General features: G+C 62.4%; 15 protein-coding genes and 1 pseudogene. 12 read left to right on the top strand and 4 right to left on the bottom strand.

The features are described from left to right. Positions 1–6 precede the first annotated feature (6 nt). The 7 genes and pseudogenes from AC0NID_RS25930 (at position 7) to AC0NID_RS25900 (ending at position 4,005) form a co-directional block, all read left to right on the top strand. Positions 7–1,136: pseudogene (locus tag AC0NID_RS25930) on the top strand (metallophosphoesterase). A 445-nt stretch (positions 1,137–1,581) separates the two neighbouring features. Continuing rightward, positions 1,582–1,791: a cold-shock protein gene (locus tag AC0NID_RS25925; protein WP_010915421.1), complete on the top strand. Its 210-nt coding sequence runs from the start codon at positions 1,582–1,584 to the stop codon at positions 1,789–1,791. Positions 1,792–2,122: 331 nt separating this feature from the next. Continuing rightward, positions 2,123–2,350, top strand: coding sequence for a hypothetical protein (locus AC0NID_RS25920; protein ID WP_473458290.1), 228 nt, complete (start codon positions 2,123–2,125; stop codon positions 2,348–2,350). Next, the gene (locus AC0NID_RS25915) at positions 2,350–2,757 is read left to right on the top strand and encodes a hypothetical protein (RefSeq protein WP_473458289.1); all 408 of its coding nucleotides are present in this window, start codon (positions 2,350–2,352) and stop codon (positions 2,755–2,757) included. The genes AC0NID_RS25920 and AC0NID_RS25915 overlap by 1 nt, the downstream gene beginning before the upstream one ends. A gap of 1 nt (position 2,758) precedes the next feature. Next, positions 2,759–2,926: a hypothetical protein gene (locus AC0NID_RS25910; protein WP_167522705.1), complete on the top strand. Its 168-nt coding sequence runs from the start codon at positions 2,759–2,761 to the stop codon at positions 2,924–2,926. Between the two features lie 52 nt (positions 2,927–2,978). Further along, on the top strand, positions 2,979–3,314 hold the full coding sequence (locus AC0NID_RS25905) for a YkgJ family cysteine cluster protein (protein ID WP_473458288.1): 336 nt from the start codon (positions 2,979–2,981) through the stop codon (positions 3,312–3,314). Between the two features lie 79 nt (positions 3,315–3,393). Continuing rightward, positions 3,394–4,005: a LysE family translocator gene (locus AC0NID_RS25900; RefSeq protein WP_473458287.1), complete on the top strand. Its 612-nt coding sequence runs from the start codon at positions 3,394–3,396 to the stop codon at positions 4,003–4,005. 12 nt (positions 4,006–4,017) lie between these two features. On the opposite strand, the gene AC0NID_RS25895 is transcribed toward AC0NID_RS25900, so the two are convergent. Further along, positions 4,018–4,380, bottom strand: coding sequence for a nuclear transport factor 2 family protein (locus AC0NID_RS25895; protein WP_473458286.1), 363 nt, complete (start codon positions 4,378–4,380; stop codon positions 4,018–4,020). A gap of 48 nt (positions 4,381–4,428) precedes the next feature. After that, positions 4,429–4,887 carry an OsmC family protein gene (locus AC0NID_RS25890; RefSeq protein ID WP_473458285.1) on the bottom strand — a complete coding sequence of 153 codons (459 nt, stop codon included), beginning with the start codon at positions 4,885–4,887 and terminating at the stop codon, positions 4,429–4,431. 164 nt (positions 4,888–5,051) lie between these two features. On the opposite strand from AC0NID_RS25890, the gene AC0NID_RS25885 reads away from it, so the two are divergent. Next, positions 5,052–5,651 (top strand): TetR/AcrR family transcriptional regulator, encoded by a 600-nt coding sequence (locus tag AC0NID_RS25885; protein ID WP_473458284.1) that lies wholly within the window; start codon positions 5,052–5,054, stop codon positions 5,649–5,651. A 77-nt stretch (positions 5,652–5,728) separates the two neighbouring features. On the opposite strand, the gene groL is transcribed toward AC0NID_RS25885, so the two are convergent. Together groL and groES are read right to left on the bottom strand one after the other, a co-directional pair. Next, positions 5,729–7,381: a chaperonin GroEL gene (gene groL / locus AC0NID_RS25880; RefSeq protein WP_474033336.1), complete on the bottom strand. Its 1,653-nt coding sequence runs from the start codon at positions 7,379–7,381 to the stop codon at positions 5,729–5,731. A gap of 62 nt (positions 7,382–7,443) precedes the next feature. Beyond that, positions 7,444–7,740 carry a co-chaperone GroES gene (groES, locus tag AC0NID_RS25875; RefSeq protein ID WP_006203049.1) on the bottom strand — a complete coding sequence of 99 codons (297 nt, stop codon included), beginning with the start codon at positions 7,738–7,740 and terminating at the stop codon, positions 7,444–7,446. Between the two features lie 345 nt (positions 7,741–8,085). On the opposite strand from groES, the gene AC0NID_RS25870 reads away from it, so the two are divergent. The 4 genes from AC0NID_RS25870 to AC0NID_RS25855 all read left to right on the top strand — a co-directional run bounded on the left by AC0NID_RS25870 (position 8,086) and on the right by AC0NID_RS25855 (position 12,714). After that, complete coding sequence (locus AC0NID_RS25870) at positions 8,086–9,021, top strand: bifunctional helix-turn-helix transcriptional regulator/GNAT family N-acetyltransferase (RefSeq protein ID WP_473458845.1); 936 nt, start codon at positions 8,086–8,088, stop codon at positions 9,019–9,021. A gap of 88 nt (positions 9,022–9,109) precedes the next feature. Then, positions 9,110–9,589, top strand: a complete 480-nt coding sequence (locus tag AC0NID_RS25865; RefSeq protein ID WP_145723451.1) for a MarR family winged helix-turn-helix transcriptional regulator — start codon at positions 9,110–9,112, stop codon at positions 9,587–9,589. Then, a complete protein-coding gene (locus AC0NID_RS25860; protein ID WP_473458847.1) occupies positions 9,586–10,755 on the top strand; it encodes an HlyD family secretion protein in 1,170 nt (389 codons plus the stop codon). Before AC0NID_RS25865 ends, AC0NID_RS25860 begins: the two co-directional genes overlap by 4 nt. 426 nt (positions 10,756–11,181) lie before the next feature. Then, positions 11,182–12,714 (top strand): DHA2 family efflux MFS transporter permease subunit, encoded by a 1,533-nt coding sequence (locus AC0NID_RS25855; protein ID WP_473458849.1) that lies wholly within the window; start codon positions 11,182–11,184, stop codon positions 12,712–12,714. The last annotated feature ends 132 nt before the right edge of the window (positions 12,715–12,846 follow it).

Below are 12,846 nucleotides of genomic sequence, written 5' to 3'. Positions count from 1 at the left end.
CGCGCCATGGATCGCGTCTCGGCAGGACCACTTTCACGGCGCAGCTTTATGGCGCAGGCGGCGGGATTTGCCATGGCCGGCACCCTAGCGCGGCCGGCGCTCGGTCAGGCCGGGCAGCGCATTCCGCCCGTCGACGCCACCTTCCTGTTCGTGGCAGACACCCATGCCTGCCGCATGGCAAGCGGTTTGAGCCCGAATTGCCAGCAGGAAGGCAAGACTGATGCTGCCCTGCTGCGCAGCGTCGCCGCGTTGAATGGCATTGGCGACAAGGCGTGGCCGGCCGCAATCAACGGTATCGCCACCGGCCTGCGCTCGGCGGGCAGTCGCATCGGCACGCCGCTCGGCCTCGTCGTCGGCGGCGACATGACCGACGACGGCGGCGGCCAGGTCACCCAGCCCAGCGAAGGCACGCAGCTTCTCCAGTTCAGCCAACGTTACCAGCAGGGTGTCGCCCCGATCGCGTGCATGTGCCGGTCTATGTCGGGCTCGGCAACCACGATCTCGACCAGAACGGCCCGCCGCCGCATGTCGACTGGTACCGCCGCGAAATGCGCGACTATGTCGAGGTCAACCATCGTGCCGGCGTGTTCTTCAAACCGCCGGTGCCGGCCACCAGCTACGATCTCGACACCGACTGCTACTCATGGGATTGGGCCGGCCTGCATCTCGTCCAGACGCACCGTTTTGCCGGCGACACCGGCCACGGCGCCGTTTCCAGCCTGCCGTGGCTGAAGCAGGATCTGGCGACCCATGCGGCGGACGGCCGCCCTGTCATTCTGTTCCAGCATTATGGTTGGGATGTCTTTTCGATCGAACGGTGGGATGCCGCCAAAGGAACCTTCGACGATGACGGCACCGGTGCGCCGCATTGGTGGAGCGAGGCGGACCGGCAGGCGCTGCTGGTGGCGCTGAAGGACTACAATGTCGTCGGCATCTTCCATGGCCACCAGCACGAGACGCCGATGATCTACAGCCGCGACGGTCTCGACCTGTTCAAGCCGAAGGCCGCCTTCATGGGCGGCTTCGCGCTGGCGCGGGTGACCAGCGACCGCGTGGACGTGGTGCTTGGCGAAGCCATCGGTGACCATGGCGAGGTCGCCTTCACCAGCGCTTTCTCGAAGAGCCTGAATATGTGATTTGACGGCAACAACTGAAGCAGGCTAAAGGCCGCCCACGCCGCCCACTCATCGGAGTTGAAGCGGCCGGCCGCCATAAAAGAACGCCCCTCGCGCGTTTTATTGCACGGGAGGCGTCCTTTGTGTCAGCCCTTCCTAAGATTGCTCTCGTGAACTGCTGACGATTTCCAAAATGCGCGGATGCCAAAATGGTTCCCGGCATCGTGCGATTTTTTTACAGCGGCGCCGGCCCGGCTTTGGCGCCGGATCCGGTGGCGGTGAATGCAAAAAATTGACACGGCGCCAAAAGAAGTCTAAAAGAAATTCGTCGATATTTGTTTGACCGACTTTTGTTATCCGCGTGCCCAGGCGCGCCTTTGACGAACTTCCCCCATCAAAATCGAGACAAACGTTGTTGTGCATTCGCACGACGGCGAACTAATATTTGCCACGGAAAGGGTTCGTTATGAGCACAGGCACAGTTAAATGGTTCAACGCCACCAAGGGTTTTGGTTTTATTCAGCCTGACGACGGCTCGGCCGACGTTTTTGTCCACATCTCGGCCGTGGAACGCGCCGGAATGCGCGACATTGTCGAGGGCCAGAAGCTCGGCTACGAGATGGTCCGCGACAACAAGTCGGGCAAGATGTCCGCCGATCAGTTGAAAGCGGCCTAAAACCGAATTCAGCCTCGCCGGTGACCACGGATGTACTGGCACCGATGAACGGCGAGCGCATGACTCGGGAACATCCGTTTCCGGAAAGACGCAGATGAGTTAGCGACGTTCAACCGGACGCGCTGCATTCCAGCGGAAGGTCGGGCAACGCCTGGCCTTTTGCATTTGGGACCTTTAAAAAGTTCGATAAAGAGCACTGCGCGTTCGCCTGAACGTGTTAAGGATGCTCCAGCAACTTGAACCGACTGCCGTATTGCCCTGTGCGTGGTCCTGGTCGAAAGACCGGCCTCCGCCATTTTGCGGCATCATGCTCCGAACCGGGAGAAAGACCTTGAGCGCCACTTCAAAGAAATCCCGTGACCACGCCGAATCCATCTTCAGCAAGGCCCAGACCCAGTCCATGTCGCTTAACCGCATTATTTCCGAACAGGATGCCGCCAGCCAGGCCCGGGAAGCCAAGACCGCGCGGCTGCGCGAACTGCGCCTGGAGAAGGAAGCTGACGATATGGCTGCGGCCGCCGCGCTCGCTGCCTCGCCGAAGCGCGCAGGCAGACGCTGATGGCCACCAAGCGCGCCCCGCAACAGGCGATCGCCGCCGATTCGACCATCGCCGATATCGTGGGAGTGCTCGACAAGCCGGTCGAATATGTCCGGCGCGTTCTCGAAAAGCTCGAGCGCTGCAAGCGCGCCCATGGCGACGCCCAGGTCAGACTCGGCGTGCGCGGCCGCTCCGAATGCCCGAACTATCTGATCGAATATGTCCGCGAAAATACCAAGACCCATGAGCGTGTCACCCATCAGGATGCCGCCTATAGCGGCAGCACGCATCGCGAGTTGGCGCCGCGGCACATCGAGGAGGCCAGGAATTGGTCGCCCGAGGAAATGAACATCACGGCAGTCTCGGCGCTGATCGGCCGCCTTCGCAACCCGAATGCGCCATCATCGCGTTTCTCCGACGAGGATTGATATGGCCATAAAGTTTTCCGCCAAGGATCAGCCGGCAGCACCGGCCGCTACCGCAAAGTTGGCCAAGCCGGCGGCCGCGCCGAAAGCCGATGCATCCGCCGAGGCCGCGACCGATCTGTTCAAGTCGCCGGCGGAGGTGGCGCCGCGCAAGACCAGGAAGAAGAAATAGCGCCTTGCCGCGAGATGCCGGTCTTGATCCTGCCGCGCCAGGGCTGCTTGCCTTGGCGGTCGCCGGGGATTTTTCATCTCTGGAAGAGAACGCCGCTTCTCTCTTCGACTGCCACAGTTGCGGCGCCTGCTGTTCCTATTCTGCCGAATGGCCGCGCTTCTCGACAGAAGACGACGCGCAGCTCGACCGGATTCCGGCAAAATATGTGTCCGCCGACGAAGCTGGCATGCGCTGTGACGGGAGGCGCTGCTCAGCGCTTGCCGGCGACGTCGGCAAGTCCACCGCTTGCGGGATCTACGAGATCCGCCCGGACGTCTGCCGCGCCTGCATGCCCGGCGGCGACGATTGCCTGATGGCGCGCAAAGCGCACGGATTGCCAACGCTGTGACAAGCGGCGTTCGGGCAGGCTTGTGCGGCGTGCCTTTGCTGGCTACCTTGCCGGCGGGCAGGGCACGGGAGGAACCATCGTGAGCATCGAATTCCTGTTGACGTCGCTGATTGTCGTGGCTTCGCCCGGTACCGGTGTTCTCTATACGCTGAGCGCCGGCCTGTCGCGCGGCGCGCGCGCCAGTATCATCGCTGCATTCGGCTGCACGCTCGGCATCATCCCACATATGGCGGCCGCCATCACCGGCTTGGCGGCGCTCCTGCACACCAGCGCACTCGCCTTCGAGACACTGAAATATCTGGGCGTCGCCTACCTGCTCTACATGGCCTGGAACACGCTGAAGGAGGGCGGCGGCTTGAGCGTCGCGCAGGATGTCGCGCCGCGCTCGGCCGGCAAGATGATCGCTTCGGGCGTCCTCATCAACATCCTCAATCCAAAACTGTCGATCTTCTTCTTCGCCTTCCTGCCGCAGTTCGTCAGCACCACCGAACCGCATGCGCTATCGAAGATGTTGGAGCTCAGCACCGTCTTCATGCTTTTGACCTTCGCCGTCTTCGTCGGCTACGGCATCTTCGCCGCCTCGATCCGCAGTCATGTCGTTTCGCGGCCGAAGGTGCTGACGTGGATGCGCCGCACCTTCGCCGGCGCCTTCGTCATGCTCGGTGCAAAACTGGCGCTGACTGACCGGTAGCGCCAACTGGCGCTACCCCTTGACGTATCCCAGACCCTCGACGATCTTTCCGTCGCGAACGCGCATGATGTTAACGCCTCGAACCCGGTCCGCTTCGCGCTCGCTCCAGCGAAGTTGCCAGCGGATGATTCCACGGTCGCCCATCGCGGAGATTTCCTCAGCCTTGAAGACAAGGTTGGCGGACGATGCCACGCCCTTCCAGAAATTGAGGCAAGCCTCACGCCCTTCGTAGCGCGCTCCATCCGGAGCCGGCGCCGTATTTTCGAGGACGCAGCCCTCGCCGATCAGATCATCGAGGTCTTCGGGGCGATGCGTCTCAAATGCGCCGTTGAAGCGTTCCATGATCTCGCGGGTAACTTTGCTTTCAATGGTCATTTTCTCTCCTCATCCTTGGACACTCACGAGCGTTCTTCCTTCGAGGCATTAATGTGTTGATTTATCCGCGGCAGCCGCGGCGATCAGCTCGGCCTTGAGCCTGATATCCGCCACACCGGCCAACGCGCGGGAGACGAGGCATGTTGCTTTCGCCGATTGGGCAAGGCGCTGGAATTCCTCGGGCCCGAGTTCCGGGATTTCGGCTTCTGTTTCAAGGTCGATGCGGGTGATTGTCGGTCCGGCCGGGCTCATGCCGAGATGCACCTTGGCAACGGTGTGGATCCGTGCGGGGACATGGCCGCCGCTGCCTGCTATGGCGCTCAGCGCCATCGAAAAGCAGCCGGCATGCGCCGCCGCGATCAGTTCCTCGGGATTCGTGCCGGGACCCTTCTCGAAGCGCGACGGGAAGGAATAGGCACCTTCGAAGACGCCGCTGCCGAGCCGCAGCCGGCCCGAACCTTCTTTCAACGGCCCCTGCCAATGGGCCTCTGCGTCACGGATGGTCATTGGTTTTCTCCTCTTCGATGAAGCTGTGGCGCGCCGGACCCTTCAGGACGATAGCTGAGCATGTCGGCTTTCCCTAGAAATATGTAGACTGATCTACATATTATGTAGACCGATTGTCATATCCGTGGCAAGGCCTATAATGGTCACTCCTGACAGAGGCTGACATGGCGAACGACACCCGCACCCGCATGCTCGAAGCGACGGCGCTGCTGCTGAGGCAGCGCGGCTATCACGGTACCTCGCTCAACGATATTTTGAGCGCCTCCGGCGCACCGAGGGGATCGCTCTATTTTCATTTTCCGGGCGGCAAGGACCAATTGGTCGTCGAGGTGACGCGCGACAGCGTCGAAAAGGTCACGCAATGGCTGGGGGAAGCGCTCGCCGCCGAGCGGGACCCGGCGGTGGCCGTCCACCATATTTACCAGTCGATCGCACGCATGCTGGAGGACAACCAGTTCACGCTTGGCTGTCCGGTCGCGCCGGTAGTGCTGGATTCGCCGGCCGACATGCCGGAACTGGCCGAACTGTGCCGGTCGGCCTTCGCGCAATGGATAGGCCTGCTGCAGGCGGCCTTCGTCGGGGCAGGGGTGCCAGAGCGCCGTGCCTACGCTCTGGCGCTGCTGGTCGAATCATCGCTGGAAGGGCTGATGGTGATCGCGCGCGCCACCCGCGACCGTGCTCCCGTGCTGGCGGTAGCCGATGAAGTCGCCCCGCTGATAGAAGGTGCCTTGCTGGCCAGCAATGCGGCTGCCGCAGTGCATTAACTTCGCTAATAGCACACTTAAGCAACGAAAAAGGGCGCCTGTCGGCGCCCTTTCCGTGAATGCGAGGCAATGCTGGATTAGAAATCCATGCCGCCCATGCCACCCATGCCGCCAGGCATACCGCCCGGCATGCCGCCGCCAGCCGAGTCCTTCTTCGGCGCCTCGGCGATCATGGCTTCGGTGGTGACCAGCAGGCCGGCGACCGAGGCCGCGTCCTGGAGGGCCGTGCGCACGACCTTGACCGGATCGACGATACCCATGGCGATCATGTCGCCATACTCGCCGGTCTGGGCGTTGTAGCCGAACGTCGCGCCCTTGTTGTCGAGGATCTTGCCGGCAACGATCGATGCTTCCGCACCGGCGTTGGCCGCGATCTGGCGGGCCGGAGCCTGCAGCGCGCGACGCACGATGTTGATGCCGGCAGCCTGGTCGGCGTTGACGCCGGTGGCCTTGATGTTGGCCGAAGCGCGCAGCAGGGCGACGCCGCCGCCAGCGACAATGCCTTCTTCGACGGCCGCGCGGGTCGCGTTGAGGGCGTCATCGACGCGGTCCTTCTTTTCCTTGACCTCGACCTCGGTCGCACCGCCGACGCGGATCACCGCAACACCGCCGGCGAGCTTGGCCAGGCGTTCCTGCAGCTTCTCCTTGTCGTAGTCCGAGGTGGTCTCCTCGATCTGCTGCTTGATCTGGGCGACGCGGCCCTGGATCTCGGCCTTCTTGCCGGCGCCGTCGACGATGGTTGTGTTCTCCTTGGAGATCGACACCTTCTTGGCGCGGCCGAGCATGTTGAGGCCGACATTCTCGAGCTTGATGCCGAGGTCTTCCGAGATGACCTGGCCACCGGTGAGGATGGCGATGTCTTCCAGCATGGCCTTGCGACGATCACCGAAGCCCGGGGCCTTGACGGCGGCGATCTTCAGACCGCCACGCAGCTTGTTGACGACCAGCGTGGCCAAGGCCTCGCCTTCGACGTCTTCCGAGATGATGAGAAGCGGCTTCGAGGTCTGCACGACGGCTTCGAGAACCGGCAGCATGGCCTGCAGGTTGGAGAGCTTCTTCTCGTGCAGGAGGATGTAGGCGTCCTCGAGATCAGCAACCATCTTGTCGGCGTTGGTGACGAAGTAGGGCGAGAGATAGCCGCGGTCGAACTGCATGCCTTCGACAACTTCGAGTTCGGTCTCGGCGGTCTTGGCTTCCTCGACGGTGATGACGCCTTCGTTGCCGACCTTCTGCATCGCTTCCGCGATCATAGCGCCGACCGACTCATCGCCATTGGCCGAGATCGTGCCGACCTGGGCGACTTCCTCGGAGGTCTTGATCTTCTTGGCAGCCTTGCCGAGGGCCGCGACGACTTCGGTGACGGCCAGATCGATGCCGCGCTTCAGGTCCATCGGGTTCATGCCGGCGGCAACCGACTTGTGGCCTTCCTGGACGATCGACTGCGCCAGAACGGTCGCGGTCGTGGTGCCGTCGCCGGCAATGTCGTTGGTCTTCGAAGCAACTTCGCGGACCATCTGCGCGCCCATGTTCTCGAACTTGTCTTCAAGCTCGATTTCCTTGGCGACGGTGACGCCGTCCTTGGTGATGCGCGGGGCGCCGAACGACTTGTCGATGACGACGTTGCGGCCCTTGGGGCCGAGCGTGACCTTGACCGCGTCGGCGAGGATGTTAACGCCGCGCAGCATGCGCTCACGGGCGTCGCGGGAGAATTTTACGTCTTTGGCAGCCATTTTTAGCTCCTGGCAGGGGCTTGGATTGAGCCCGAAGATTTAAGTGACGGTGAGGCCGATATTCAGCCGATGATGCCCATGATGTCGGATTCCTTCATGATCAGAAGGTCTTCGCCATTGAGCTTGACTTCGGTGCCCGACCACTTTCCGAACAGGATGCGGTCGCCAGCCTTGACGTCCAGCGGGACGAGCTTGCCGGCTTCGTCGCGGGCGCCGGAACCAACGGCGATGATCTCGCCCTCCTGCGGCTTTTCCTTCGCCGTATCCGGGATGATGATCCCGCCGGCGGTCTTGGATTCGGATTCAACCCGGCGTACGACCACGCGGTCATGAAGCGGGCGGAACTTCGACTTTGCCATTTTTTATTCCTCGATGAGAATGGTGAGAACAGTTCCTCCGTCCGGCGGCGCCGGACCTAGTTAGCACTCACCAATGGCGAGTGCTAACGTGGCGGTGAGATAAGCTGGCGGCTTGCGAGAGTCAAGGCACGCGAGAGCCTAATTCAGCCGTCCCGCTCCGGAATGATGGCGTTACCGGCGCCCCGGCGATTTGAGTATCAGAAGCGGGCACCAGAAGCGGGCACCGTTCCGCCATGCCATAGCCCGGTGGAGGTGATGCGAATGTTGTCGAACAGGCCCGACCGATCTCCTAAATACTTGACTGCGTCAACTAAATGATTGATCTTGTGCGAGCAGGAGGATGGAATGACGATTCATCATCAACCCAGCAAGGAGCGGATCGATGCGGTGCGGGCCTTCAACCGCTTCTACACCCGCCAGATCGGCCTGCTCGACGAAGGATGGCTGAAAAGCGCCTTCTCGCTGACCGAGGCTCGGGTCCTCTACGAACTTGCGCATCGCAACGGTTTGACCGCCACTGACCTCGCGCGCGATCTCGGTCTCGACCCCGGCTATCTCAGCCGGCTGTTGAAAAAATTCGAGGAGCGCGGCCTGGTGGAGCGCACAGCGACGGAAGCCGACGCGCGGCGCTCGTCGATCACGATGACACCGGCGGGAAGGACGGCCTTCGCGCCGCTGAACCAGGGCTCCCATGATCAGGTCGCGGCCTTGCTCGACCGGCTTCCCGCTCTAGATCAGGACAGGCTGGTCAAGGCCATGCTGACGGTGCAACGCCTGCTGGATGAGGCTGCGGAACCCAAGGTCCCCTACATGCTGCGGCCTTTGCAGGTCGGCGATATCGGCTGGATCATCCATCGCCAGGGCCTGCTCTACGCCCAGGACTATGGCTGGGACGAAACCTACGAGGCGCTGGTCGCCGAAATCCTCGGCGCCTTTGTCAAATCCTTCGATCCGAAATGGGAGCGCAGCTGGATCGCCGAGCGGGAAGGGGAGGTCGCCGGTTCGGTCTTCGTCGTGCGCAAGTCGGACGCGGTGGCGAAGCTGCGCCTGCTCTATGTCGAACCCTCGGCGCGCGGTCTCGGCATCGGCAGGCGGCTGGTCGAGGAGTGCATCGGCTTTGCCCGTGCGAAGGGATACAAGACGCTGACACTATGGACCAACGACATTCTTGTCTCGGCGCGTCGCATCTACGAGGCATCAGGCTTCAAGCTGGCCGACGAGGAGCGCCACCACGCCTTCGGCAAGGATCTGGTCGGCCAGAACTGGAACCTGGAGCTGTAGCGCCTTCCTGCGGCTGTCATGAAACTTGCCGGCTTCTGGCACAATACGCCACCTTGAATAATAAGCACGCTTATAATATATGCCGCTTATGGTTTCCGATGGCATCGACAGATTGGGCTTTTTGATCCACGACGTGCAGCGCCTGATGCGCAAGCGCTTCGAGGCGAAGGCCAGCGGGCTCGGCCTTTCCTCGGCGCAATGGCGGCTTATGGTCCGCGTCGCCAAGGAAGAAGGCATCACGCAAGCGCGGCTCGCCGAGCTTCTCGAGATCGAACCGATCAGCGTGTCCCGTCTTGTCGACCGTATGGAGGAGGGCGGCTGGATCGAACGCCGTTCCGACGCCGCCGACCGCCGCGTCCGCATGATCTTCCCGACCGCCAAGGCGAGCGAGGCTTACGCGGAGGTCAAGAGCCTTGCTGGCGAAGTCTATGAGCAATCGCTGACCGGCGTGTCGCCTGAGGATCGCCGCGTCCTGATCAGGGCACTGGAGGCGATGGCCGAAAACCTGGCGGACGGCGAAACGCCGTCCTGCGAGAAAATCAAGGGTGCAGAAGGCGCAGCAGCATGAACGCGGTAGCCAAGATGGATGAGAGTGCGACCAAGCTGGAGATGGAAGCTCCCGCGCAGCCGGCGGCAGCTCCTGTGGCGGTCGCTCCGCAGTTAGCGCCGACGCCGAAGAAGAAGCGCCGTGCCGGCCGTTTTCTTTTGATGTTCGCGCTGCCCGCAGCGCTGATCGCTGGCGGCAGCTATGTCTGGGTGACCGGCGGCCGCTATCAGGAAACCGAGAACGCCAATCTGCAGCAGGCCAAGGTGTCGATCGCCGCCGATACGGCGGGCCGCATCGTTCAGGTCGATATTTTCGACAACCAGTCTGTCAAGCAGGGCGACGTGCTGTTCGCCATCGATCCCGAGCCATACCGGATCGCGCTGGCCCAGGCCGATGCGGCGGTGGCCGGCGCGCGCCTCAATGTCGAGCAGTTGCGTGCCGCCTACAGCCAGGCGGTGGCACAGGAAGGGTCCGACGCCAGCCAGGTCGACTACGCGCAGTCGCAATACGACCGGGCCGCCGACCTTGCCCGCAAGGGCATCAATGCCAAGTCGTCGCTGGACGAGGCCAGGAACGATCTCGACAAGGCCAGGCAGCAACTGGCCGTGGCCCAGCAGGGCATCCTCAGCGCCAAGGCGGCACTTGGCGGCGATCCCGATATCGAGACCGACGAGCATCCGACCGTGATGTCGGCACTCGCCGCGCGCGACAAGGCTGCCTACGATCTGGCGCAGACCACGGTCAGGGCGCCGGCCGACGGCATCGTCAGCCAGGCTGCCTCGTTCAAGGTCGGCCAGTATGTCGGCTCGGGTACGCCGCTGTTCTCGCTGGTCGAGACCGGCGACACCTGGATCGATGCCAATTTCAAGGAAACCCAGCTCACCAACATGAAGCCGGGCCAGAAGGCCGAAATCGTGGTCGACACCTATCCGGGCAAGACCTTCGAAGCCACGGTCAAGGCTATCGGCGCCGGCACGGGGGCCGAGTTCTCCTTGTTGCCCGCCCAGAACGCCACCGGCAACTGGGTCAAGGTCACCCAGCGCATTCCGGTGCGCCTGGAACTGGCCGATGCCGACGCCAGGATGGCGCTGCGCACCGGCATGAGCGTGACAGTCACGGTGGATACCGGCGTTTCCCGCGGGCTTCCCAGTATCTTCGGCCACGCCACGGCGGGTGAGGCGCAATAGGACATCGGAAGTGGAATTCTCGCCTCACAGCGAGAGGAAATGCACGAGAGGAGATGACAGGATCGGTCCGGTAGGACGTGCGGTGAGGGTTGGGGTTGGACCGGGCTGCATTGCGGCCTGACCGAAGCCTGAACAACGCGACGCAGGTCCTTCGGTCCTCAGGTTTCCGGGCGGCAGGTGTGCGTCCTGTCGAGACGCTCGGTCGATGTAACCCCCACATCGATAGTCGCGTCCCACCGCGTCGAGAGTCTCTCCATACGGAAGGCCTCGCCGCCCGGAAGCCTTGCGCATCGGCCCGAAAATCGGAATCGATTTTCGGAAAGCACGATGCGCGGACTCAAAGTACTAGAGCGTACTTTATGCATCCAAATGGACGCACGTCGCTCTAATGTACACGTTTTTGTTACCTGTCGGAAGTTCCGCATCATGAGCACGCCAGAACCCTTTCGCGAAGTGCCGCATCGCGGCCTGATCACCGTTGCGCTCATGCTGGCGACGATCATGCAGGCGCTCGATACGACGATTGCCAACGTCGCGCTGCCGACTATGACTGGCGATCTCGGCGCTTCCCCCGACAACATCAACTGGGTGCTGACGTCCTACATCGTGGCCGCGGCCATCATGACGCCGGTCACCGGCTGGCTTGCCGACCGGCTTGGCCGTAAGGAACTGTTCCTGACGGCGGTGGTCGGCTTCACCATCTTCTCGATGCTGTGCGGCCTTGCATGGAGCCTGGAGAGCATGGTGCTGTTCCGCCTTATGCAAGGCGTGTTCGGCGCGGCGATCGTGCCCCTGTCGCAGACCTTCCTGCTCGACATCAATCCGAAGGAACGCCACGGCCAGGCGATGGCCATCTGGGGCGCCGGCATCATGCTGGGGCCGATCCTCGGCCCGACTCTGGGTGGCTGGTTGACCGAGAATTTCAGCTGGCGCTGGGTCTTCTTCATCAATCTGCCAGTCGGCATTTTTGCCTTCCTCGGGATGGCCGCATATTTGCCGGCCGTTGCAAGGCGGGTGCGGAGCTTCGATTTCTTCGGCTTCGCCATGATATCGCTCGGCGTCGGCGCGCTTCAGCTGATGCTCGATCGCGGCGGCGAGGTCGACTGGTTTTCCTCGGTGGAGATCTGGATCGAGCTTGGTCTTTCGCTGACCGGTTTCTGGGTGTTCATCATTCACACGGTGACGGCGGAGCAGCCCTTCATCGACCCGAAGATCTTCCTCGACCGCAATTTCGTGACCGGGCTGGCATTCATCTTCGTCATGGGTGTGCTCATCCTTGCGAGCATGTCGCTGCTACCGCCAATGCTGTCCAACATCTTCGGCTATCCGACCGTCACCATCGGTGTCGTCATGGGGCCACGCGGTGTCGGCACGATGATTTCGATGCTCCTGGTCGGCCGCATCATGCACAGGGTCGATGCCAGAATCCTCGTTGTCATCGGCTTCCTCCTGACCGCGCAGTCGCTCCATACGATGTCCAGCTTCTCGCCGCAGATGGACGATTGGCTCATCATCAGTTCCGGCGTTATCCAGGGGCTGGGAATGGGCATGGTGTTCGTGCCGCTGTCGACTGTGGCCTTCGCCACGCTCGACGCACGCTTCCGCACTGATGCCACGGCGCTGTTTTCCCTGGTGCGCAATCTTGGCTCGTCGATCGGCGTATCGGTGGTAACGGTTCTCCTGGTACGCAACACCCAGGTCAACCATGCCGAGCTCTCGGCCTACGTCAATCCGTTCAATCCAAACCTCTGGGCGGCGTCGCCGGCAGCGGCGGGCGGTGATCCGACGGCGCTTTCGCAGATGGATCGCATGGTCAACAGCCAAGCGATGATGATCTCTTACGTCAATGACTTCAAGCTGCTGATGATGATGACGCTGCTTGCCATCCCCTTTGTTTTCCTGCTGCGCAAGCCAAGGACCGGTCCGGCCGGTGGGGCACCCGCCGCGCATATGGACTGACGTTCGGGGCTTTGCACCAGGCTCCGAACTCAGGTCGCCACCCTGAGAGCCTGCTTGGAAATTCTACTCCGGCGGCCATCTGACGGCGTTTTCTGCGCTCCGGTTCTCGAAACCACCACCATATGGCTCGCC

Source organism: Mesorhizobium sp. WSM4821 (assembly GCF_055901555.1).
Note: the sequence above shows the minus strand (reverse complement) of the source record. Positions and strands in the feature narration are given on the sequence as shown.